Genomic DNA, 25152 nt, shown 5'->3' on the forward strand with positions numbered 1-25152 from the left:
TACCTCCGGTTCGTCAGATCCATGCGTAGCGGCGGTGGTAGTCGCGTACGCCGGTGAGGGCGAGCAGCTCGGGGCGGTCGACGGCCCGTCGCAGCAGGGCGTCGTACCGGCCGGGGTCGATGTCGCGGTGGGGTTCCGGCCGCAGGCAGGCGGTGTTCTCCGGGAGCAGCGCCGAGTACTCCTCGAAGTCGAGGTCGGCGCGGGCCCGCAGCCGCGGTCCGATGCGTGCCTCGGCGACGGCCGCGGCCGACTCCGGTCCGGCGACACCGCTGAAGAACTCCGAGGAGCAGCCGGAGCCGTAGGAGAAGAGCCCGACGCGGGCGGGCCCGTCGATCGGGGCATGGTCGAGCAGGCTGGCCAGGGCGAGGTAGAGGGAGCCGGAGAACAGGTTGCCGGTCTGGCCGGGGTGGATCAGCGACGGGGCGACCCGGCGTTCGAAGTCCTCGGTGACGGCGCCGGCCGGGCTGCGGTACAGCTCGCGCATGAGGCGCCGGTGCGCCGCCCTGACCATGCCGGAGAACGGGGTGTGCAGGGCGAGGAGGTCGAACGTCGTGGCGAAGTCGGCGCCCTCCACCCGGGACCGGTAGTCGGCGAAACTGCGTGAGAAGCACTCCAGATAGGCCATCAGCGACCGGTCGGCGTCGGCGATGTCGAGGTCGGGCCGGGGCCGGGCGGAGTCCAGGGTCTCGAAGCTGTGCACACCGAACGCGCCCAGGTCGGCGGCGAGGACGCGGGGGCGGTCACCGACGAGCAGGGCCACCGCGCCGGTTCCGGTGACCGGTTCGGCGTACTGGGCGCGGGCGTCGGCGAGGGACATGTCGGTGGAGACGATGAGCACCTTGGCCCCGGGCGAGAGCCCCGCGGCCAGGTAGCCGACGGCCAGCTGGAGCGCCGCCGTCGCGGCGTAGCAGGCCTGCTTCATCTCCAGCAGCCGGCACGTGGGCGGCAGGCCCAGGTGCTCGTGCACGTACGAGGCGACGGACTTGCTGTGGTCGAGTCCGGACTCGGTGGTGGTGACGAGCAGTTCGATCCGGTCGCGGTCGGCCGGGTCGAGCCGTTCGAGCAGCGGCCGGGCCGCGTTGACGGCGTGGGTGACGGGGTCCTCGAAGGGCAGTGCCACGGACCGGCGGTCGGAGGCGACGTTGTCGAAGCGGCGCGCGTCGAGGCCGCGTCCGTCGAAGACCGCCCGGGCGCTGATGGCCGCGCTGCCGGCGTACACGTCGAGGGCCTCGATGCCGTACCTTGCGCCCGTGCCGCTCATCGTTCCTCCCCCGCGGTGGCCGGCGCGGCGGAGTCCTGCGCGCAGGTGCCGGAGGCGTCGAGGGACGTGAGGAACGCGAGCAGGGCGGTGGTCACCCCGTCGGGATCGGTCACGGTCGGGAAGTGCCCGGCCCGCGGCAGTTCGTGGTACCGCGCGTCGGGGATCGCGCCGTGCATGAGGTGCGAGGTCTTGCGCGGGACGACCGCGTCGACCGCGCCGGCCACCACGAGGGTGGGTACGGCGATGTCACCGAGCCGGCCCAGCAGATCGGGCTGCTGTGCGAACACGTCCAGGTAGCGCAGGCCGATGTGCGGGGCCATGCTCTCGCACCGCAGCAGCCGGGCCGTGAACTCCGCGCGCCGCCGGCCGACGTCCACCGCACCGGCCGCGACGACCCGGTCGAGGTCCTCGGCGACGAGGTCTTCCAGGCGGTTCACCTCGCCGGCGCGGTTGGCGTACTTGTACGAGCTGCACACGAGCGCCAGGGACGCGGCCCGCTCCGGGTGGGCGAGGACGAAGCTCTGGGCGAGGAGTCCGCCGAAGGAGGTACCGACCACGTGCACGGGACGGCTCAGCCCGAGGCGGTCCAGTACGCCGCCGTACAGGTCGGCGATGCCGGGCAGGGAGATGTCGTCCGCGCCGGTGGTGGCGCCGACGCCGGGATGGTGCACGACGAGCACGCGGTACCGGTCGCACAGGCCCGCCACCTGGTCGGCGAAGACGCCGGCCCCCATGTTGAACGGAGGCAGCAGCAGCACGGTCGGACCGGTGCCGCAGGCGAAGACCTCGACCGCGCCGCCGCCCATCGGCAGCAGGTGTCGCCGTGTCCCGGGGGCGCGTTCGCGCAGGACGGTGTGGTTCTCGGACGCCGGGGGCGGGGAGCCGGGCTCCTCCTCCAGCGCCCGGCGGATGTCCGCGGGCAGGGCGTCCGTCGGATGGTAGGCGCGGAGTGCCGAGGGGCCGGCCGCGCCGGGGACCTCGGTGAGGTCCCACACGGGTGCCGGGTCGGCGACGAGTTCCGCGAGCCGGTCGGCGGCGCCCTCCAGCTCCTTGCGCTCGATGCCCAGGGGCACGGCGAGCCGGATCAGGTGCCGCTGCGGCGGTTCCGATCCGTCGGTGAGCCGGAGACCCGGGGCGAGGTGCGGGCCTCCGCGCACCCCGGTGGCCGCGTAGATCCAGGACAGGTAGGAGGCCACGGGGTGTCGCAGTGCGGTGCCGGGCGCGGCCTTGTCCACGTCGAGCAGCACGCAGTGGGCGGTGGGCCCGGGCACCAGCGGCACCCCGCCCAGTTCCAGGCGCTGGCGGAACGCGGCCACGTCGGCCACCCTGCGGGTCACGAGACGTTCCGTGGACTCCTGGTCCAGCAGGGCGGCGGACAGCAACCGGCGCGCGGACAGTCCGGGTTCCCGGCCGCGCTCCAGCATCCGTTCCGTGAGCCGCTCGGCGAGGCGCTCGTCGGTGGTGGCGACGAGTCCGCCGCCGTCGACGCCGAAGTCCTTCGACAGACTGAACGTCACGGCCTGGGCGAGGCCCAGCATGTCCTCGGCGACCTGCCACAGGTCCTGGGCCGGCCGTCCGGAGTCCGCCGCCACCAGCAGCGCGTTGTCGAGCAGCCGGGTGGCGTCGAGGACCAGCGGCACGCCCCGGGCACGCGTCCGGTGTGCGACCGCGCGCAGGTTGTCCAGGGACAGCGGGGCGCCGCCGTGGGCGTTCGTCGCGGTCTCCACCAGGACGAAGGACACGTCGCCCGCGTACCGGTCGAGCGCCTTGTCCAGCGCGTCCAGGTCGAGGTCGGCCGCGTAGGGCCCCTCACCGGCGACGGGCAGTGCCACGGACGGGTCGAAGCCCTGCTCCACCAGCGTGGCCAGCCAGGTGGGGAACGCCGAGTTGTGCAGGACCCGGCCGCGGGGCCCGGGCCAGGCACGGCACAGCCGTTCCTCGGCGGCACGGCCCGACGCGGCGAAGAAGCGGTGGGCGAACGGCAGCCAGGGCAGCTCCGGCGGCTGCTCCCCCGTGAGCCGGGCCTCGTCGGCGAGTGCGGCGAGTGCCCGCGTCCGTTCCCGCTGCCAGGGGTCGGCGCGGTCCGCCCACGAGTCCGTGACGAGGTCGAGTTCCACCTCGACGTGCGGGATCCGGACGGGGTTGTGACCGTGGGCGGCGAGCCGGGCCAGCCGGGGGCCGCGGTCGGGGGCGGAGTCCGGCTCGTGGGCGCGGGACACGGGCTCGCTGTCGGCGCCGGGATCCTGCCGGCACGCGTCGCCACGGGGCCGGCCGCCGGCATCGGCGGTGACGGTGGCCGGCGTCGTGTCCGCGGCGGGTGTCGCGGGGTCGGCGATCAGCAGGATGACGTCACTGACCTCGGTGGCGTCCTCGCCCTCGGGCTGCACCAGGTACAACGTCCGGTTCTCCGGGCGGAACTTGTTCTTGAACTGGTAGTTCCCGCCGCCGAAGATCCCGGCGTCACGGAGCTCGGCCAGTGCGCGCACGGCCCGCTCGGAGGCGTTGGGCGACGTGCCCATCTCACCGCCGAAGCTGGCACCGAAGCTGAACACCTCGCGGCCCTCGCCGCGCAGTCGCTCCAGGATCCGCACGAGGGCGAACTCCAGCCCGCCCAGCGGCATGGCGTCGGGGTAGAACTCGACGTCGAGCAGATGACCGTTCTCGGACGGGATCCGGGTGATCACGACCGCGTTCACCAGGGCGTCGTCCAGGTACGTCAGGAAGACCCGGTGCCGCTGGTCGAGCCGGCCGCCCGCCAGTTCGTCGCGCACGCGCCGTACGTACGGGTTGACCATCTGCTTGGTGGCCGCCCAGCCGTCCACGAGGCGGGCCAGCTCGGCGTCCACGGCCGGATCGTCGCCGCTGCGGTACTCGTCCGTACGGCAGGCACCGGCCTTCTCGAACCGCTTGACCATGTAGCGCAGCCGGCTCATGCGGCCGCCGGAGAGCTTGAACGAGCCGAGGTCCTCGATGCGCTGCAACGCGCCGAAGGGGGTGGCGGTCACGGGCGCGCCGTCCACCTCCTCCAGCCGTACCAGTGACAGCAGGTTGGGGCGGAGGCCGTGCTGCCGGGCGTGGCGGAAGTACTCCCCGGCCAGTTCCGCGAAGTGCTCCTCGGGGCCGGTGTAGTTCCACACCAGCATGGCGCCGCCCTGCCGCGAGAGCGCGAAGAAGCCCCGGCGTTCGGCACCGACGAAGAGGTGGGGTGCGATGTCACGGCCGCCGAGCCCGCTCTCCTTCCCGTGCCGCTCCTCCAGTTCCCGGAGCACCGGGGCGAGTTCGGGGTCCGCCGCGGCTTCGGTGCGCGTCAGTATCCGGGCCCGCGCCGCGGTGCCGGGTTCGGCGGCGGTGCCGACGGCCGGGACGGGGCCGGCGGCGGGACCGGGCTGCGGGGCGGGCGGCCGGACACGGGCCACGGCCGCCTCTCCGTGTGTCTCGCACAGGGAGCCGGCCAGTGACTCCAGTGTGGGCCGGTCGAACAGCAGGGCCTTGGGCAGGGCGCCGAGCCCGGACTCCAGGGCGCTGACGCTGCGGAGCATGTCGAAGGAGGTGAAGCCGTTCGCCTCGAAGGTGACCGCCGGGTCGAAGGGGCGCCCGAGGACGCCTTCGAGCAGTCCCCGCAGGGCTTTTACGGCGTCCTCGCGGCCGGCGGGTGCCTGCGTGCCGTGCGGCGGGGACGCGGGTGTGTCGTCGCCGCCCGCGCCGGCCGCACTCGGTACGGCCGCCGGTGCCGGCGAGGGCGGGATCTCGCGCGGCGCCGGGCGGGGGGCGGCGGCCGCCGCGGACGCCCGGACGTGCGCGGCCAGCGCGGCGATGGTGTCGTGCTCGTAGAGGTCGGCTCCCTGGAGGTCCAGGCCGTGCAGGTCGTTCAGGGCGCGTGCCACGTCCATGCGGAAGATGGAGTCCAGACCGAGGTCGCCGAACGGCGTGTCGTCCGCGAGGTCGTCGGCGCAGAGGCCGAGGACGTCGGCGACGAGACCGCGTACGGTGCCGCGCACCTCGGTGTCCGGGAGGTGCCGGGCCGCTCGTTCCGGCACCGGGGGCGCGTCCCCGTCGCGCGGGGCGGTCGTCGGTCCGTCGGCGGCCGGTGCGGCGGGAACGGCGGCGGTGGAGCCTCGCCCGTCGGCGGAACCGCGGTCGGCCGGTTCGGGTGCCGGGGTGTCCGCCCGGGCGGGTACGGCCTGTTGCGGGGACGGGGCCGGCACGGGAGCCGTGGTCAGGGGCTGGAGCCTGATCCTGGGACGAGGCGCGGGGGCGGGTGGCGGTGCCGTGCCGGCTTCCGGTGCCGGCGCGGTGGCGGGTGCGGTGGTGGATTCGGTGGTGGATGCCGGGGGGACGTGCGACAAGGGGTTCTCCGTCCTCGCTTGCCGGGTGCCGGTGCCGGGCGGGTCGCCGAACCAGTGGCGGCGCGGCCGGAACACGGCCCGCGGCCGTGACCGGGTGTGCTCGTCCGGCCGGTGGGCGTCGTCGGGCGGTGTCCAGGCCTCCAGCACCACATGGGCGTTGGTGCCGCCGAACCCGAACGAACTCACCCCGGCCCGCCACGAGATGCGTCCGTGCTCGTCCTTCGCCCCCTCCCAGGGAGCGGTCGCGGTGCCGATGCGGAACGGCGTGCCGTCCAGTTTCAGGAAGGGGTTCGGCTCCCGCAGGTGCAGGTGGGCGGGCAGGGTGCGGTGGGTCATGCACAGCAGCACCTTGAGCAGGCCGGCGATCCCCGCCGCGGCCTCCAGGTGCCCGATGTTCGTCTTCACCGATCCGAGCGTGATGTGCGGTTCGCTCGGCACGGGTTCGCCCGCTTCGGCGTACAGGCGGCCGAAGGCGTCCTTCAGGCCCTCGGCCTCGATCGGGTCGCCGAGCCGGGTCCCGGTGCCGTGCGTCTCGACGTAGGTGACGGTGGCGGGGGCGATGCCCGCGGCCCGGTGGGCGCGGACGACGACGTCGGCCTGGGCGCGCGGATTGGGCGCGGTCAGGGAGGGCGATCGGCCACAGTGGTTGACGGCGCTGCCGCGGACGACGGCCAGCACGCGGTCGCCGTCGGTCTCGGCCCGGTCGAGCGGCTTGAGCAGGACCGCGCCGACGCCCTCGCCCCGCACGTATCCGTCGGCGTCCTTGTCGAAGGTGCGGCAGCGTCCGGCGGGGCTGAGCATCCCGGACTGGTCGAAGACCCGGAAGAGGCCGGGGCTCAGGGCGAGGCTGACACCGCCCGCGACGGCCTCGTCGCACTCGCCGGAGGCCACGGCGCCGACCGCCCGGTGCAGGGCGACCAGCGAACTGGAGCAGGCCGTGTCGACGGTCTCGCTCGGGCCCCGCAGGTCGAGCAGGTGGGAGATCCGGTTGGCGACCAGCGACCGCGCCACCCCGGTGGCCATGTGGGCCTCGGTCGGGGCGCCGGAACGGGCGATCAGCTCGCCGTAGTCCGAGGTGGCGACGCCCACGAACACTCCCGTCGAGGTGCCCGCCCGGTCCTCCGGGCGGTATCCGGCGTCCTCGAAGGCGCGCCAGACCGTCTCCAGGAAGAGCCGGTGCTGCGGGTCCATGAGGCGTGCCTCGGTCGGGGAGATACGGAAGAAGGCCGCGTCGAAGTCGGCCACGTCCGCGAGGAATCCGCCGCGGAGCCCCGCGGTCGCGGGGTCGGCCAGCAGCTCGGTGCGGTCCGGCGGCACGGGTCCGACGAGGTCGTCGCCGGCGGCCAGGTGCCGCCAGAACGCGTCGAGGTCCGGCGACCCCGGCAGGCGTCCCGCCATGCCGATGACGGCGACGTCCCGGCGGCGGGCGGCGCCCGCGGTGGCGAACGCGGGCCGGGGCGGCGGGGCGGGCGCCACGGCGGCGGTGTCCCCGACGTGCCGCGATGCGGCTGCGGTGTCCCCGGCGGGCTGCGGCGCGGCGGCGCCGTCCTGGAGGGTTGCGGAGCCGCCGGGAGTCTCGGCGGGCCGGGGTTCCGGGGTGGTCGCGGGCGTCGCCCGCACGGTCGCCGGTCCGTGTGCGGCGCGTACCGCGGCCGGGTGCGCGCGGCTCAGGTACGAGGCCACGTCGCCCAGCGTGGGGTGCTCGAACAGGACGGTCGGCAGCAGTTCGAGACCGTACCGGTCGTTGATCCGTACGATGAGTTCGCTCAGCGAGAGCGAGTCGAAACCGAGGTCCATCAACTCGGCCCCGGTGTCGACCTCGTCCGGGTCGACCATCAGGAACTCCGCGCCGAACAGTTGCAGTTGCCGTCGTACCGGCACGGTCCGGTCGTCGGCGTCCGGCTCCCGTGGGTCCGGGGCCGGCCGCGCCGCTTCCAGGGGTTCGGTCTCCGTGTGTGTTCCCTTCTCGGCCTCCGCCGCCGCGTCCGTCGCCGGCCGCTCCACCGGAAGGAGCCTCGGCTCCGATCCGGCCAGTGCGGTCCGGAAGACAGCGAGACCCGTGTCGGTGCGCAGGGGGACCATCGACCACAGCTGGGCGAACAGCCGGCGGGTGGCGTCGTCGACGTCCATGCCGCCGTCCTCCCACAGGGGCCAGCCGATGGCGACGGTGCGGCCCGAACGTTCGCCCAGGTCCCGCAGCCGCTCCCGCGCCTCGGCGAAGTCCAGCTGGAAGGCGTTGGCGTAGGCGTAGTCGCTCTGCCCCAGGTTGCCGGTCTCCCCCACGAGCGAGGCGCACAGGACGTAGAAGTCCAGGTCCTCGTCCCGGGTCGCCTGGTCGAGCAGCACCGTGCCGGTCACCTTGGGACCGAGCACCTCGGCCGCCTCGTCGGCGGTCTTGAGCACCGCGCGCGCGTCCCGGTGCACGCCCGCCGCGTGCACGATGCCGTTCAGCGTGCCGTAGCGGGTGCGGATGTCGGCCAGCAGCCCGGTGACGTCCTCGGCGGAGGCGAGGTCGGTCTGCCGGTACCAGACCGTGCTCCCGCCGCGCCACAGCTCCGCCGTGCGCCGCTCGATGTCCTCGTCGAGCGGGGTGCGCCCGGCGAGCACGAGGTTGACGGGGGTCTCGTCGGCGAGGAAGCCGCCCAGGATCCGGCCCAGGGCACCCGCGCCGCCGGTGACGAGGTAGGTGCCGCCCGGCCGGATCGGCAGGGGCGCGTCCGGCGTCGCCCGGGGGGCCGGCCGGTCGGTCAAACGCCGTACGTGACACAGGCCGTCGCGGTCGACGACGAGTTCGGTGACGCCGGTGGTCACCCGGGCGAGTTCGTCGGCGAGGACGGTCGCGAACCGGGCCGCCGCCGGGCCGCCGTCCGGCCGGGCCGCCTCGTCGTACGTGTCGAAGGCGATCCGTACCCCGGCGCAGCCGCTGTGCTCCAGCGCGAGGGACTTCAGCAGGCCGCCGGTCGCCGAGAACTGCGGCTGCCGCCGGGCGGGCCCGTGCGCGACGGCGGTGCGCAGCCGCACCCGACGGTCCCGGGCGAGCAGGGCGGCGGCCGCCCACAGCAGCGGGTACGGTCCGGCGTCCAGGTCGTCGCCGAGGGTGCCCGGCCGTGGCGGCCCGACGTCCGGCGGGCAGGCCAGGACGACGGCGTCGGGCAACCGGTCCCGCTCGGCGAGGATTTCGGCGAGCCGGCGCAGGTCGGCCGGGGCGGGGCGCGACGGGAGGACGACGGAGTCCTCCTCCAGCGCACAGTGGTCGCCGGGGCGCGTCGTCAGGCAGTCGGCGCCCCTGCGGGCGAACTCCGCGGCCACGGCGCGGCGCACCGGGGACTCGGGCCCGAGCAGCAGGACGCGGCGGGGTGTGTCCGCCGTCCCGGGCACGTCCGCGGCCCGCGGTTCGAGCACGGGCGCCAGACGGTGCACGGTGGTTCCGCCGGGCTGCGGGTCCCCGCCCTTCGCGCTCCCGGACGAGGCGTGCGCCCCGGGGCGGGGCTCTTCCGCGATCCCGTCGTGCGGGAGTTCCGCAGCCGGGCCGGGGGCGCCCAGGGTGGGGTCGGTGATGCCCGTGTCCAGCCAGTGCCGGGTCCGGTCGAAGGGGTACGTCGGGTAGGCCACCCGGCGTGCCGCGCGCCCCGCCCAGAGCGCGGTCCAGTCGACGTCGTCCCCGCTCGTCCAGCGCGCGCCGAGCCGGGCGAGGGCCGCCCCCGGCTCCCTACCGGCGGTGCCGTCCGTGGCGCGGGCGTCGCGCAGCAGGGCGGAGTCGGGGCCATGCCGCCCGCTGCCCGGGCCGGGAACCGCCCGGCCGATGGTGATGCCGGGAACCTCCGCCCGGCCCGTGTCGGCGTAGGACCGCAGCAGGGTGGCGAGCCGGGCCGTGTCGGCGCAGACCACCGCGAGTCGCTCCGGGAAGTGACGGCGGCCGGTCTGGCTGGTCCGGGCGAGTGACGCGAGGGCCGTCGCGGCGCCGGACGGTGAGCCGAGATGATCCGCCACCCGGCCCGCGTAGGCCCGGAGCCGTTCGGCGGAGCGCGCCGACAGCAGGAACAGGTGCGGTCCGGGATCGGCCGGGGAGATGTCGTCGGGCTCGCGGTACTCCTCCACGACGAGGTGGGTGTTGGCGCCGCCCGCGCCGAAGGAGCTGACGCCGGCCCGGCGGGGGCCGCCGTCCGGCGGGGCCGGCCAGTCGGTGAGCGTACGGACCGGCTCCAGCGCCGATCCCGCGAAGTCGATCTTCGGGTTGAGGTCGTCGAGGTTGACGCAGGGGGCGAGTTTCCGGTGCCGCAGCTGGAGCAGCAGCTTGGTCAGGCCGGCGATGCCCGCGGCGCCCTCCAGGTGCCCGATGTTGGACTTCACGGACCCGACCGCGCAGGGACGCGGCCGGTCCGATCCGCCGAGCGCCCTGCCGAGCGCGGCGATCTCGATCGGGTCGCCCAGCGAGGTGCCGGTGCCGTGGCACTCGACGTACGACACCGTCCCGGGCGCCACCGAGCAGTTGTCCAGGACCCGACGGACCAGTTCGGCCTGGGCGTTGGGGTTGGGCACGGTGTAACCACCGGTCTTGCCGCCCGCGTTCATCGCGCCGCCCTTGATCACCGCCCAGATCCGGTCGCCGTCCGCGACGGCCCGGTCCAGCGGTTTGAGCAGGACGGCGCCCACGCCCTCACCGGGCACGAAACCGTCGGCCCCGGCGTCGAACACCTTGCACCTGTCGTCGGCCGACAGCATGTTGAGGGCGCTCAGGGAGACGTGGTGCGCCGGGTGCAGGATCAGGTTCACCCCTCCGGCGACGGCGGTGCGGCACTCTCCGCGCCGCAGGCTCTCGCAGGCGAGGTGGACGGCGGTCAGCGAGGAGGAGCACGCGCTGTCCACGGCGATGCTCGGGCCGTGGAAGTCGAAGAAGTACGACACCCGGTTGGCCACCGACCAGTGGGCCGAGTGCGCGCCGGACAGCCTGCCCCGGGGCCAGCCGGTGGCGGCGAGCTGACCGTAGGTGCCGTACATGACGCCCACGAAGACCCCGGTGTCCGCCTCATGGGTCTCCGGACCGAGCCGGCCGTTCTCCTCCAGCAGGTTCCAGGCCGTCTCCAGGAACAGCCGCTCCTGGGGATCGATGTGGGCGGCGTCCCGGCCGAGGATGCCGAAGAACGCCGGGTCGAACAGGTCGATGCCGTCCAGGAACGCGCCCCAGCGGCTGTACGAGCGCTGCGGGGTGCCCCGCCGGGCGTCGAAGGTGGGCCGCCAGTCCCAGCGTTCGGCCGGTACCTCCCCGAACGAGGCGGTGCCGGCGGCCAGGTTGCGCCAGAACCCGTCCACGTCGTCCGCGCCCGGGTAGCGGCCGCTCACGCCGATGACGGCGATGTCGGACGCGGCGGACCCGGTGGGCGGGGCGGCCGGGACGGCGGGGACGGTCCGGGGGCCGACGTCCGTGGCCGCGTCCCTGTCCGTCCCTGTCTGCCGCGGCCGCACCTCCGCGGCCGGGGCGGTGCCGGCCAGCAACGCGTCGAGGGCCGCGCCGTGTTCGGTGGCGAAGTGGTCGGCCAGCTGGGCGATCGTCAGCTTCTCGAACAGCAGCGTGGCGGGCAGTTCCCCGAAGTCCTCCTCGAAACGGCCGATGATGCGCAGGCTGACCAGCGAGTCGACGCCGTAGTTCTCGAAGGTGACCTCGTCCGCCAGGGAATCCGGGTCGAACTTCAGCACCTCGGCGAAGACACCGCGCACATAGCCGCGGACCCGCGCGTCGTCGGGCGCGGACGTCGTGCCGCGCTCCGGGACCTGTCCGGAGACGTCGGCGACGAACACACACTGTTCGAGGTCGTCGGCCGGGGTGCCGGGCACGCCCAGCGTCCTGAGGGGCCCGAACCCGCACGCCGTCAGCTCCCGGTGCCACTGGGCGGGCCCCAGCAGCGGCGCGTACGGCAGCCGGTGCTCCGCGTCCTCGAAGGCCCACCAGCCCGGCGTCAGCCCGAAGGTGAGCGTGAGGAAGTCGGAGGCCCGGGTCACCTCGTTGATCAGCAGACTGCCACCGGGGGCCACGAGTTCGCGCACGTGCCGCAGGGTCCGCCCGATGTCCGCCGTCGCGTGCAGCACGTTGGTCGCGAGGACCAGGTCGTAGCCGTGGGGGAGGAAACCCTGGGCGGCGGGGGGCCGTTCGATGTCCAGCGTGCGGCAGTTCAGGTACGGGCGTCCGGGTCCGAACTCCCGCTCGCCGTGGGCGAGGAAGACGGGCGAGACGTCCGTGTAGTCGTAGGAGACCGGCGGTTCCTCGCGGGCCGCGCCGGGTTCGCCGAGTGCCTCGTCGAGCGCGTCGAGGACGAAGGCGGTACCCGCTCCCGTGCCCGCGCCGATCTCGAGGATCCGCAGCGGATGTCCGGCGGTGGCCGCTGCCCGGTGACGGCGCAGCGCCGCCACGGTCTCCGCCGCCATGAGCCGGTGGTAGTGGTCGGACAGCGGCTGGCCCCGGTAGACCGCTTCGACCGGTTCCACGGAGCCGCCGGGGAAGAGGACGTCCGTGGGCGGGCGGGTGCCGTCGAGGACGTCGGGCAGCGCCGCGACACAGCGCTCCAGCAGCGTCACGTGCGGCCGCATCGCCGGATGACGGGCGACGAGGGCCTCGGCCGGGTCCGGGCCGCCGGCGGCGGGCCCGGTCCTGAGCAGGATGTCCGTCACCGCCTCCAGCAGACGACGGCCCGCGCTGCCCTCGGCGTGCCCGCCGGCCCACCGTCCGGGCTGCGAGGTGCCCGAAACTCCGGTCGAGAACGCCGCGTTGCGCCGCAGCAGGCCGGCGGCGACGCGCTCCAGGCCGGCGAAGGCGTCGCGGGCTTCCTCGAGGGAGTCCGGGACGGCATCGGCCCGGCGGGCACGGTCCTCGGGGACCGGCGCCGGTAGGGAGCCTGCCGGGACGGCCCCCAGCAGGGCCAGGCCCCTCGGTGTGCCCTTGACGACGACGGCCTGTCCGAGGCCGGCGCCGAGCACGTCCGTCAGTGCGGCGATGCCTTCGGCGGGTTCGAGGGAGCCGATGCCGAGAGCGGCGAACCGTTCGACGTGGTGCCGTTTCGCGACCGCGCCGACACTCCCCCAGAAGCCCCAGTTGATCACGGTGACGGGGAAGGACGCGTGGTCGCGCAGATAGGCGGCGTAGGCGTCCTCGAAGGTGCTGGCCGCCGCGTAGTTGGCCTGGCCCGGTGCGTCGGCGAAGGAGATCGCCGAGGAGAAGCAGACCAGGAAGCCGGGCGGGTCGTCGCGGAGCGCGTCGGCGAGCGCCCGGAGACCGGCCGTCTTGGGTGCCAGCACCTCGAGGAACGTGTCCTCGTCCATGGCGGCGAGCGTCCGGTCGCGCAGGACGAGCGCGCTGTGGAAGACGCCGTCGATCCCGCCCGCCCAGGTACGCGCCTCCGCGACGACGCGGCGTGCCTCCGCGGGGTCCGCGATGTCGCCGCGCAGGTAGACGGCCTCCCCGCCGAGTGCGGACAGCTCCGCCAGCAGGGCGCGGCCGGTGTCGTCGAGGGGGCGGCGGCCGACCACGACGAGACGCGCGTGGTGGGTGCGGGCCAGGTGGCGGGCGAGCACCGTGCCGATACCGCCCGCGCCGCCGGCCACGAGATAGGCGCCGCCCTCGCGGAACGGACCCTCCGCGCCGTCGGGCCGGCCGGCCGGCGCCGGTACGAGCACGCGGACCAGACGGCGTCCGCCGCGCACGACGACGAGGGGGTGCGTGCAGGGCTCGGCGATCAGCAGGCGGGCGAGTTCGGCCGGCGAGGACGCCTGCGGGGGCAGGTCGACGCAGCCGGCACGCCACTTGGGGTACTCGGCGGAGGCCGACCGCGTCAGGCCCAGCAGGCCCGCGCTGTGCGGCTGGACGGGGCCTGACCCGTCCGTGGCCACCGCTCCGGACAGCACCACCTTGAGGGTGAGGCCGCGGCTTCCCGCGCCACGGGCGAGCAGCGCCTTCAGCAGCCGGAACAGGCCGAGCGTGGCCGGATCGGGACCGTCGGCGGGCACGGGCTCCGCGGGGTCGTGCGACGCGAGCCAGTACACGGTGTCGGGCAGCGCGCCCAGGCAATCGGGGAACTCCCGTTCGCCGACGGTCTCCAGGGGGACGGTGGTCACGGCGGACGCGGGGTTCCGCGTGGGGGGACCGGCACGGTCGAGGGCCGCGGCCAGGGCGTCGGCCAGGGAACGGGCCCCGGCGGTGTGGAACACCCAGGTCGCCCCGCCCGCCGGGCTTCCCGCCGGCTCCGGGACGACCGCAGGGGCGTCCCCCAGGTGCGGAACGTGCACCACCGTCCGCGGAACCATGACCTCTTGGCCCGCCGACGCGGACGCGGACGCGGTCGTCGACGCGGACTCCGGCGCGGACGACTGTGTCTCCTGCGCGCGCGTAGCCGGTGCGGCACCGGCGCCGGGCCCCGGCAGCTGCCGCAGGGCCACCCCTGCGAGGGACACACAGACCCGCCCCTCGGCGTCCGTCACCCGTACGGTGAACCCGGAGCCGTCCGGTGTGGCGTGCGCGTACCCCGTCCTGGGGACCGGGGCCCACACCTCCAGCGCCCGCATCGCGAAGGGCACCAGCGGGTTGCCGTCGTCACCGGCGGTCAGGACGGTGAGTGTCTGCAGGGCCGCGTCCAGGACGGCCGGATCGAGCGGCCAGGACGAGTCGTCGCCCACCGCCGCCTCCGGGGCACGCAGCAGGCCGAGTGCCTCGCCGTCACCGGCCCACACTCCCTCCAGCGCCTGGTAGGCCGGCCCGTAGGTGAGGCCCCCGGCCGCGAAGTCCGCGTACAGCTCCTTCCCGGGGCGCCAGGACGGGCAGCGCCGGCGCACCACGTCGGGGTCGAGGCGGTCGGTCACCGTCGCGTCACGGGTCAGCGTCTCGAAGCGGCCACGGGCGTACGGCAGTCGGTCTCCGTCGGCCGTCAGGACCTCGAAGCCCGCCGCGCCCCCCGGCCGGTCCGTGGTCGTCACGCGGACCTCGCGGCGGGCGGTCACCTCCAGCGGCCGCAGCCACTGGATCTGCGACAGCCGGACGGGCCGGGTGACGCCGTGCCGTGCGGCGGCCCGAACGGCGAGGGACAGGCTCGCGACACCGGGAAGCACCGCCTTGCCGGCCAACCGGTGGTCGGCGACCACGCGGTCCCGCGGATCCAGCGTCTGCCGTGACGTGCCGGCCTCCTCGGCCGCCGCCCCGCCCTCCGGCGGCGCGGGCCGTACGCCGTCGACGTGCCCGATCTCGGTCGCCCAGTGCCGGTCGCGGGCGAACGGGTAGGTGGGCAGCGGCACCCGGCGGGCGCTGTCGGCCGGGTAGCCGGCCACCCGGTCGAGGGTCCCGCCGCGTACGTAGCTCTCGGCGAGTCGGCCCAGGCGTTCGCCTGGACCGCTCTCCGCGGCGACGTGGACATGGGGGACCTCGCCTCGTTCGGCCGCCGTGCGCAGCGCGCGGACCAGTTCGCCGCGGCCGTGTACGACGAACGCGGCGCGTAGCGGGAAATGGGTGCGGCCGGTGGTCAGTGTGAAGGCGACGTCGGCGAGTTCGGGGACGGGGCCGTGCGTGGCGTCGAGGGCGTCGGCGAGCCGGTGCAGGGCCTGTCGCAGCGCCTCGGGGGTCCGCGCGGACACCGGCACGAGGTGGGCCCGGGCGGCACCGGTGGTGTGCTGGCGCGGCCGCGGGGCCGGCGCCTCGGCGACGACGGCGTGCGCGTTGGTGCCGCTGAAGCCGAAGCTGCTGAGCGCGGCCACCCGCACCCCCGCGCGGCCGGGCCGCCACTCGTCGGTGCGGGTGAGCACCCGGAAGGGGCCCCGGCCGAAGTCGATCTCGGGATTGGACTCGCGGTAGTGCGCGGAGGGCGGCAGTTGCCGGTGCCGCAGCGCCAGCAGCACCTTCAGCAGCCCGGCGACACCGGCGGCCATGGTGGTGTGGCCGATGTTGGCCTTCACCGAGCCCAGCGCCGTCCGGCCCGCGGGACCGCCGTCGGCGGTGCGGAAGGCGTCCTGGAGCGCCTTCACCTCGATCGGGTCGCCGAGCGGCGTCCCCGTGCCGTGGGCCTCGACGTACCCGATGTCCTCGGGAGCGACGCCGGCCGCGCGGTGCACCCGGCGGATCAGTTCGGTCTGTGCGGCGGCGCTGGGCGCGGTCATGCCGTTGGTCCTGCCGTCGCCGTTGACGCCGGTGGCCCTGATGACGCCGTGGATGTGGTCGCCGTCCGCGAGGGCCCGCGCGAGCGGCTTGAGGACGACCACGCCGACGCCCTCGCCGAGCACGATGCCGTCGGCGCGTGCGTCGAAGGGTGCGCTCGTCCCGGTCGGGGACAGCATTCCGGCGTTGCTGCACCTGATGTGCACCCGGGGGGTGAGCATCAGGGCCACGCCGCCCGCGAGGGCCGTGCCGCACTCACCTCGGCGCAGGCTCTCACAGGCCAGGTGGACGGCCGTCAGCGAGGAGGAGCAGGCCGTGTCGACCGCCAGGGTGGGACCCGTCAGGTCGAGGAAGTACGCGATGCGCGCGGCCAGGACGGAGGGGGCGGAGCCCAGGAACGCGTGGCTGGTGTCGGACTGCCCGGCCGCCGTGAGGACTTCGTCGTAGTCACCGGTCCCGCATCCCACGAACACCCCGCAGTCGCGGCTGCCGCGCTCGTCGGCCCGGCCGGTCGCGCCCGATCCGTACCCGGCGTCCTCCAGCGCCTTCCACGCCTCTTCGAGGAAGAGCCGCTGCTGCGGCTCCATGGCTTCCGCCTCCAGGGGCGAGAGCCGGAAGAACGCCGGGTCGAACTCGTCGGCGCCGCGCAGCAGGGCGGCCCATTTGCTGTCGGTGCGGTCGGTCGTCGACCGGTCGGGGTCATACCAGCGGCCCGTGTCCCAGCGTTCCGCCGGCACCTCGGCGATCTCGCTGCGACCGGCCGACAGGTTCTCCCAGAAGGCGTCCAGATCGTCGGCGCCGGGAAAGCGGCCGGACATGCCGATGACGGCGATGTCCGCAGCGCCGACGGGACCGTCCCGGTCGGCCGGGGCCGTGAGCGGTGAGGGGGGCGGCGCGGGTTCGGGCTCGCCCTCCGGTTCGTCGTCGCCCTGTGCGGCCGTCGCCTCGGCCGGTGCGCGGCGGGGCACCGGACGGAGGGTCACCATGCCGGGGGCCGTGGCGGACACCGCCGGGGCCGTGCCCGCGCCGCCCGGCACGGTCGGGTGCGAAGGGGCCGGCGGGTGGGGCTGAGCACCGGTCCTCGCCGGGGTGCCTCCCGTGCCGGACCCGCCGGGTTCCCGTGCCCTGTCCCCCGCATCCGTCCCGGCCGCCCGGCCGGAGTCGGCCTCGGCCCGTTCGGCCTCGGCCCGTTCGGGCTCGGGGTGACGGGGTCCGGCGGACGGCTCGGGGGCGAGGGCCGCGCGGTGCAGGGCCGTGGCGCTGCTCCGGGCGGCCGACAGGGCGGCCGTCATCGCGGGCACCGTCGGGTGGTCGTACACCGCGACCGCCTCCAGACCCGCGCCGTGGCGCTCGTTGAGGTCACGGACCACCTCGACGGCGCCGATCGAGTCGAGTCCCATCTCGGCGAAGGTCCGCTCGTCGTCGATCTCCTCGGGGCGCAGGTAGAGCACCTGGGCCAGGGAGGCGACGACGTCCGCCCGCAGCTCCGCCGCCGAGGGCCCAGGGGGTTCCGGGTCGGGCCCGGGCCCGGCGGCGGTACGGTCGTCCGCCCGGTGTGCGACGGATGGCGGGGGCGCCTCAGCCGTCGGCGCGGCTTCGGCCGGGGGGCTCGGCCGGGCCTCGGTCTCGGGCGAGCCCATCGGCTCGGGACCGGCCGGCGGCCGCTCCTCGTCGCCGCCGGCGGTGTTCCGGAACGCCGCCACGCGGGCGAAGTGGCCCCGGACCCGGTCGCGCGCCTCGGTGCCGAGCACCTCTTCGTGCATCCGGACCTCCCGCCCGACCACGTCGTCCAGCCGGGCGAGGACCCGGCCGGCCAGTTCCTGCTTGAGGCGGCGCACGGCGCCCTGCGGCTGCGCCGCCAGCGTGCGGGCGCGGTCCAGCGCGGCCGGCAGGACCTCGCGGCGCGGCAGGACCATCACCATGGCGCCGTGACGCCGCAGTTCGGCCCCGGTCAGGGACCTGCCGGTGAGCATCATCTCGTCGGCCAGCGCGGAGCCGAACCGGCGTTCGAGGACGTAGGTGGCGCCCATGCCCGGGGTGAAGCCGTAGGTGACGAAGTTCGCGCTGTAGACGCTCTCCTCGGCCATGAGGACGACGTCGGCGTACAGCCCGAAGGCCAGGCCGCCGCCGGAGGCGTGGCCCTCGATCGCGGCGACCACGGGCCGGTCGCATCGCAGGAGTCCCTCGTACACGAACGGCTGGTCGGTGAAGCGGCCGTCGCCGCCGGCGAGCGTGGCCAGGGCCTCGGAGGTGCCGCCCATGCTGAACACGCCGTCCGAGCCGGTGACGACCACGGTCTTGACGTCCGTCCGCGCGGCCACCGTGTCGAAGGCGGACCGCAGTTCCCGCAGCAGCCGCTCGGTGAACATGGGCGAAGCCATGCGGATCAGGCCGATCCCGCCGTCCAGGACGACGAGTTCGGCTCCGCCGTCCCGGCCGGACGGGGTCCGTGCGGGCGGGGTGGCGGCTTCCGCGGGCGGGTGGGAGGGGCCGGCCGCCGTGCCGGTGGGTGCGGCGGCCGTGGCATCGGCGGTGGCGGCTGTGGCATCGGCGATGGCCGCCGTGGCATCGGCGGTGCCGGGTACGGCCTCCCGGTCGCGCTCGCCGGTGGATCCCGTCCAGCCGCCGGGCCAGCACCGCTCCTCCCGGAAGGGGTACCCCGGAAGGGGGATCCGGCGGGGAGGAGCGGCGTCGTCCGTGCCCGGCTCGGTCCAGTCGGTCCCGGTCTCCCCCGCGACCCACCGGCGTGCCCGTTCCTCCAGTGCGTCCCCCCGTCCTGCGGACGCGTCCTGCGCCCGGGACGGCACGGGCGCCCGGTCGTCCGTGCGCGCGGTGTCCGCCGGAACGGTTCCCCGGTACTCGCCGGGGCCGGGTTCGGCCCCCTTCACCAGGCGCTCCAGGGCCGCGCGGAGCGGCGCCAGGCCGTCGGCGACCGCCGCGAACCGGACGGGCATGGCGGTACGGCCCACCCGCAGGGTGTGGGCGAGGTCGTCGGTCCTCGGCAGCCCGTCCTCGGTGCCGGCCCGCGCCTCCAGGGCGGTCCAGACGCGGGCGGCCTCGTCGAGCGTGACGCCCGGGTGGACGGCGGCCACGAGGTCCGCCGCCGTCGGCGCGCCGGGCCCGATGTGGTCCGCGAGGTCGTGGGCCAGGGTCAGGAGGGCGGCGGGGTCGAGGCCGAGGTCCTCGAAGGTCTCACCGCCGCCGAGCGAGGTCTCCGGCACGGCGAGGCGCCGGGCGGCCAGCGCCCGTACCAGGGCGTCGGAGGTGCGGGGTGCGGGCCGGGCGGCGGCCCGTTCGCCGTCGGGAGCGAGGAAGTCGAGCAGGGCGGACGCGCGCTCGCGCAGGGCTTCGTCGTCCTTGGCGGACAGCACGAACAGCCGCGGTCCGCGAGGCGCGGGCCGGGCAGGGAGTTCGGGCGGCTCCTCCAGCACCAGGTGGGCGTTGGAGCCGCCCGCGCCGAAGGCGCTCAGGCCGGCGAGCCGGCGGGCGCCGGCCGGACGGGGCCAGGGCGCGGCGGTGCGCTGCACGGCCAGCCGGCCGTCGCCGAAGTCGAGGTGCGGGTTGAGCGTGCCGGCGTGCAGGGAGGGAGCCAGCGCGCCGTGGCGGAACTGGAGCAGGACCTTGGTGAGTCCGGCGATGCCGGCGGCGCTCTCCAGATGGCCGATGTTGGTCTTCACCGAGCCGATCGCCACATGCTCGGGGCCCGGCTCGAAGGCGGCCAGGGCCGTGCGCAGGCCCTCCAGTTCGATGGGGTCGCCGAGGGCGGTGCCGGTGCCGTGCGCCTCGACGTAGCCGAGGGCGCGTACGTCGGCGCCGGCGTCGCGGACGGCGGCGGCGACGAGCGCGGCCTGCGCGGCGGGGCTGGGTACGGTGAAGCCGCTGGTGCGTCCGCTGTGGTTGAGGTGGGCGGACCGGATGACGGCGTGGATGTGGTCGCCGTCGGCGAGCGCGCGGTCCAGGGGTTTGAGCAGGACGGCCCCGACGCCTTCGCCGGGCACGTAGCCGGTGCCGCCCTCCCCGAAGGCGCGGCACCTGCCGTCCTGGGACAGCCAGCGCCCGCGGGCCAGTTGGAGGTACTTCTGGGGGTGCGGCATGAGGTTGACGCCGCCGGCCAGGGCGAGCGTGCTCTCGCCGCGGCGCAGGCTCTCCACGGCGAGCTGCACGGCGGTCAGCGAGGAGGAGCACGCGGTGTCGACGGCGAGGCTGGGTCCGCGCAGGTCGAAGGCGTAGGAGACGCGGTTGGCGACCGAGGAGTGGAGGGCGACCGGGGCCGCCCCGTCGTCGGGGTCCTCGACGAACTGGAAGTGGTTCCACATCACCCCGGCGAAGACGCCGACCTGTTCGCCCGCGAGGGCCTGCGGCGGGTGTCCGGCGTCCTCCAGGGTCTGCCAGGCGATCGTCAGGAACAGCCGCTCCTGGGGGTCCATGCGTTCGGCCTCGCGCCGGGAGATGCCGAAGAACAGCGGGTCGAAACGGTCCATGCCGGCGAGGAAGCCGCCCCAGCGGCCGTAGGTACGGCCGGGCCGGCCGACCTCGGGGTCGAAGATCGCGCCGTGGTCCCAGCGGTCGGGCGGCACTTCGGTGACGCAGTCGCGGCCCGCGGCGAGGTTGGCCCAGAAGGTCTCCAGGTCGGGTGCCTGCGGGTAGCGTCCGGCGACGCCGACGACGGCCACGGGCTCGGCCGCCCGGCGCTCGCGGGTCCCCGTCGTGGTGGCGGCCCGGCGCGGGGCGGCGGGTTCGGCGGGGACGGGCTCGTCCCGTGGGGCGAACAGCCCGGAGGTGAGCGGGCCGGGGGTGCCGCCGTCGTGGCCCGACAGGGCTCGCGGGTCGGCGTGTACGGCCACCAGCCGGGCGGGGCCGGCGGGTTGGGCCAGGCACCGGTCCAGCAGGCGCAGTGCGGCTGCGGTGGGCAGGGGCCGCAGGCCGGCGGTCGCCGCGCGGGCGAGTGCGGCGGTGTCGGCGCGCATGCCTCCGTCGGACCAGTAGGGCCAGGCCAGGGAGAGGGTACGGCCGGTGCGGGCCGGGTCCGCGGCGCGCCGTTCGGCGAACGCGTCGAGGTAGGCGTTGGCGTAACCGTAGGCGCACTGGCCGGTGTTGGGCAGGACGGCGGACAGCGAGGAGAACAGCACGAACAACGATGGGTCGTCGGCGGCGGTGGCGCGGTCGAGGTGCAGGGTGCCGGCCAGCTTCGGGGCGAGGACGGCACGGGTGTCGGCGGGGTCCTTGCGGAAGTGCAGCGCGTCGTCCGTGCGGCCGGCGCAGTGGAAGACCGCGTCGATACGGCCGAACAGCTCACGGCAGCGGGCCGCCGCGGCCTCGGCGCCCTCCTCGCGGGCGATGTCGGCCCGGACGTGGTGCGCCTCGCCGCCGAGCGCCGCGCAGCGGTCGAGCAGGTCCGACACCGCGGGGTCGAGGGGCCGGCGCCCGCACAGCACGAGCCGTGCGCCGTGACGGCAGGCCAGGTGCTCGGCGAGCAGCGAGCCGATGCCTCCGGTGCCGCCGGTGATCAGGCAGACGGCCCCCCGGGGCAGGGCGGGGGCCGTGGCGCCGTCGAGGGTGTGCGGGGTGAGGCGGCGGACGTCGCGCTCGCCGTCGGGGCCGTGCCGGTACCGGGTCTCGCTGTCCTCGGTGGGGTCGGCCGCCTCCGCCAGGAGGATGCTCGCCAGGTCGTCGGCGTCCGGGGTGCCGACGACGAGTGTGCTCCGGCAGTGCAGGGCGGGGTTCTCCGCGGTGATGCCCCGGGCCAGGGCGGCGACCGCAGTGTGCTGGGGTGCGGCTTCCTCGTGGTGGGTGCTGTGGAGGAAGCGGAGCCGGCGGGTGCCGGCAGCCGTCCTGCTCGCCAGCGCCGCGGCCAGGGCCCAGACGACGTCGTAGCCGTCGGTGGTGTCGGCGGCGGGGCCGGAGGCCGGGGCGGGGCAGACGGCCAGCACCGTCGGAAAGGTGCCCTCGGCGGCGAGCTCGTCCAGCAGGCGGACGAGGTCGGCGCGGCTGCCGGTGGGCAGCCGCCAGGAGTCGGGTCCGGTCCGCTCGTAGGTGTCGGCCGGCTGCGCGTGGACCGTGCGGCGGGCGGGGCCGGTGCGGTGGCGCAGCGCGGCCGGCAGGGCCCGATCTGGGGTGACGACGAGCAGGTCGCCGGGCGTGTCCGGGGCCGGGTCCGCCTGGACGGGTCGGTGGACCCAGACGGGGCGGTGGACGAACAGCGTGGGGTCGTCCGTGCCGTCCGCGGGGTCCGTCGGCGGGGTGGCCGGCGGCGCGGGTCGCGGGGCTTCGGCGGGGGCGGCCGGTGGCGCGGCTCCCGGTGCGTCGGCGGGCAGCGTGAGCGTGTGCCGCTGGGCCAGGTGCCGGGCGACTGAGGTGACGTCCGTGTGCTCGAAGAGCAGGGTCGGGTAGAGCCGGCCGTCGACGACCTGCTCCAGTTCCGTGCTCAGTGAGAGCAGGGCCACCGAGTCGAGTCCGAGTTCGTAGAAGCCGCGGTGCGGGTCGACGGCCTCGGGAGCGCGGCCCAGCAGCCGGCCGATGAGCGTACGGAGGTGGCCGGCGAGCCGCCGCTCGGTGCCGTCGCCCGCCGCGGCGACCGCCCGGGCGACGGCCGCGGTGGCCGCGGTGGCCGCGGTGGCCGCCTGCGACGGTGCCGCCGGTGCGGTCGCCGCGGGGGTGTCGAGGAGCCGGGTGATGAGTCCGGCGTGCCGGACCCGCTTGCAGCTGAGCTTGGTGAACTTGGCGACGAACCGGCCCTGTTCGTCGTGGATCAGGCAGTCGTTGTGCATGACGTCACCGGACGGGGCGAGCGTCTCCGGTGCGGGCACGTGCACCCAGCAGGGCCCCGCCACGGCGCGCGGGGCGCGGAACTCCTCGATGTAGACGGGGATGAACGGGTCGGGTCCGGGCGGCGGCCGGTGGCCGAAGGCGACCAGGGTGGCGGCGTCCAGTTTCGCCGGATGGAGGTGGAAGGCGCTCTCCTGCTCACGGGAGCCGGGGTCGAGTTCGAGGCGGGCCAGCAGCCCGCCCGTGTCGAGGAGGTGGAGGGCGCCGAAGCCCATCATGGGCGGGCCGTGCTCGATGTCCTCGGCGCGTGCCTGCCGGTACAGCTCGGCCATGTCCCGGGTCCGCTCGGAGCGGGTGAGCAGGGCGCGCGGGTCGATCGGAGGGGGCGGCGGCTCGTCGGTGAACTCCAGACGGGCGGAGAAGTGCGGGCGCCAGTCGACACCCCGGGGCGCGGTGGCCGTGTCCTCGCCCGGTGCGACGACCGCACCGGCCGCCTCGACGCGGCGCGCGCCGGTGGTGTCCGGGGCACCGATCGTGACGCGCACGGCGAGGTCGCGACCCGGAGCGGTGGCGATCGGCTCGGCGAAGAGCACGTCCCGGAGCACGGCGCGTGCGGTGTCCACCCGCTGGGCGCGCAGGATCCGGTACACGATGTCGAGGAAGGTGGCGCCGGGCATCACCGACACCCCGTGGATGCGGTGGTTGCGCATGATGAAGTCGTCGTGTGGCAGCGAGAGGTGACACTCGATCGGGTCGTTCACGGCGTGGTCTCCCCCTCGTGTCCGAGCCGGCCGGCGGCGTCCTCGCGCAGCCGCGACCGGTCCGTCTTTCCGTGGGCGTTCACTGGTGCGTCGGGCAGCCACCACAGGTGGCGGGGCAGCATGTAGGGCGGCAGGCGTTCGGCCAGCCGCTCGGCGAGCGCGGCCGTGTCGGGCTCGGTGTCGCCGAGCAGGTAGGCGACGAGCCGGGTGCCGCCGGGGGCGTCCAGGGCGAACGCGACGGCGTCGCCTCCCGAGGTGTCGCGCAGGGCGGCCTCCACCTCGCCGACCTCCACGCGATAGCCGTTGATCTTCACCTGGGCGTCCCTGCGGCCGAGGTGGACCCAGCCGTGCCCGGTGGCGCGCACCTGGTCGCCGGTGCGGTACCAGCGGCGGCCGTCGCGGTGCAGGAAGCGGCCCTCGTCCTGCCGCGGGTCGAGATAGCCGCGGAACATCTGCGGGCCGGTCATGACCAGTTCGCCGGTGTCCTCGGCGGGCCGGCCGTCGGGGGCCAGCAGCATGGCCTGCATGCCGTCGTTCGGGTGGCCGATGGGTACGGTGGCGCCGTACCGCGGGCCGGACAGGTCCTGGCCGGGGTCCCAGCGGAACGCGGTGCAGGCGATGGTCAGTTCGGTCGGTCCGTAGATGTTGTCGAGGACACCGCCGGGCGCGGCCCGCTGCCAGTACCGGGCGGTGTCCACGAGGAGCGGCTCGCCGGCGAACACCGACTGGCGCAGGCCGGTGAGGCTGCCCGGGGCGAGGCGGTCGGCGCGTTGCAGGCCGCGCGCGAGGCTGGGGGTGCTGTGCCAGACGGTCAGTCCGTAGCGCGGGACCCAGCGCGCCGGGTCGAGCGCCTGGAGCCGGGACAGCACGCACACACAGGCGCCGCCGGCCCAGGCGGGGAAGATGTCGCACATCGCCAGGTCGAAGGTGGTCTCGTGGACCTGGCTGAACCGGTCGTCCGGGCGGACGCCGTAGCGGGGCAGCGACGTGGCGAGGAACGCGGAGACGTTCGCGTGGCTGACGGGTACGCCCTTCGGGGTGCCCGTCGAGCCGGAGGTGAACAGGATGTAGGCGATGTCGTCCGGGGTGCCCGCGGGGATGTGCCGGCCGGTCGCCGGGGCGGGTTCCGTCAGTTCGTCCGCCGTGAGGACCCGGGCGCCGCCGACGGCGGTGGGCAGTTTGGCGGGCAGGGCCGGGCGGCCGGTGCGCGGGGCCAGTACGGCGTGCACCGGCGCGGACTCCACCAGTCGGGCCACTGCGCCTGCGGCGTCCGGCTCGGCGACGACGGCGCCGCAGCCCGCGGCGCGCAGGACGGCGGCGTTGCGGGCCGGCGGATTCTCCGGGTTCAGCGGTACGGCCGGGGCTCCGGCGTACAGGGCGGCGAGCAGGCCGATGTACGCCTCGGGTGTCTTCGAGGCGAGGACCGCGACCGGGGCGCCGGGTTCGCCCAGGGTGGCGATGGCGGCGGCCCACGCCCGTGCCGTGCCGTCGACCTCGGTGTAGGTCCAGCTCCGGTCGAGGATGCGCAGCGCCGGGCCGTGCGGGTTGCGGGACAGGCCGTCGGCGAACCAGTCGTGGAGCATCCTCGCGCCGTGCGGCCGTACGACCGCCGCGTCGGCCGTCACCGGTCCGCCAGGCAGCCGCTGACGACCCGCCAGAGGTCGCCGGCCGTGGCGAAGCTGGCGGGCACGAGGGCGCCTTCGGGGAACTCGATGCCGTAGGCGTCCTCCAGCCGGGCGGAGAGGCCGACCATGCCGAGGGAGTCCAGGCCGTGCGCGGGCAACGGGACGTCGGCGCGCAGCGCGGCGGTCGGGGGGTAGTCGGTGAGCGCGGCCCTGACCAGCTTCTCGTAGGTGTCGTCCCAGTTCGTCGCCACGGTGCGCCTCGTCCTTC

At 75.6% G+C, this 25152-nt stretch carries 4 protein-coding genes; all 4 read right to left on the reverse strand.

Annotated elements, in window-relative coordinates; all coding sequences use genetic code 11:
* Positions 1–13: 13 nt before the first annotated feature.
* From ACF08B_RS24900 to ACF08B_RS24915, 4 genes are read right to left on the reverse strand one after another with little or no spacing between them, the layout of a single operon-like run.
* A complete protein-coding gene (locus ACF08B_RS24900; RefSeq protein ID WP_392319445.1) occupies positions 14–1261 on the reverse strand; it encodes a hydroxymethylglutaryl-CoA synthase family protein in 1248 nt (415 codons plus the stop codon).
* A complete protein-coding gene (locus ACF08B_RS24905; RefSeq protein ID WP_392319446.1) occupies positions 1258–23259 on the reverse strand; it encodes an SDR family NAD(P)-dependent oxidoreductase in 22002 nt (7333 codons plus the stop codon). Before ACF08B_RS24905 ends, ACF08B_RS24900 begins: the two co-directional genes overlap by 4 nt.
* Positions 23256–24884: an AMP-binding protein gene (locus ACF08B_RS24910; RefSeq protein WP_392319447.1), complete on the reverse strand. Its 1629-nt coding sequence runs from the start codon at positions 24882–24884 to the stop codon at positions 23256–23258. The genes ACF08B_RS24905 and ACF08B_RS24910 overlap by 4 nt, the downstream gene beginning before the upstream one ends.
* Positions 24881–25135 (reverse strand): acyl carrier protein, encoded by a 255-nt coding sequence (locus ACF08B_RS24915; protein ID WP_392319448.1) that lies wholly within the window; start codon positions 25133–25135, stop codon positions 24881–24883. Before ACF08B_RS24915 ends, ACF08B_RS24910 begins: the two co-directional genes overlap by 4 nt.
* Between the last annotated feature and the right edge of the window lie 17 nt (positions 25136–25152).

Origin of the sequence: Streptomyces sp. NPDC015139, from assembly GCF_043079785.1 — a bacterium.
In the GTDB taxonomy this organism is placed as follows: Bacteria; Actinomycetota; Actinomycetes; order Streptomycetales; family Streptomycetaceae; genus Streptomyces; species Streptomyces albidocamelliae.

Excerpts from the sequence above, each read along its gene's own strand:
- ACF08B_RS24900 (WP_392319445.1), bottom strand. The coding sequence starts at position 1,261 with ATGAGCGGCACGGGCGCAAGGTACGGCATCGAGGCCCTCGACGTGTAC.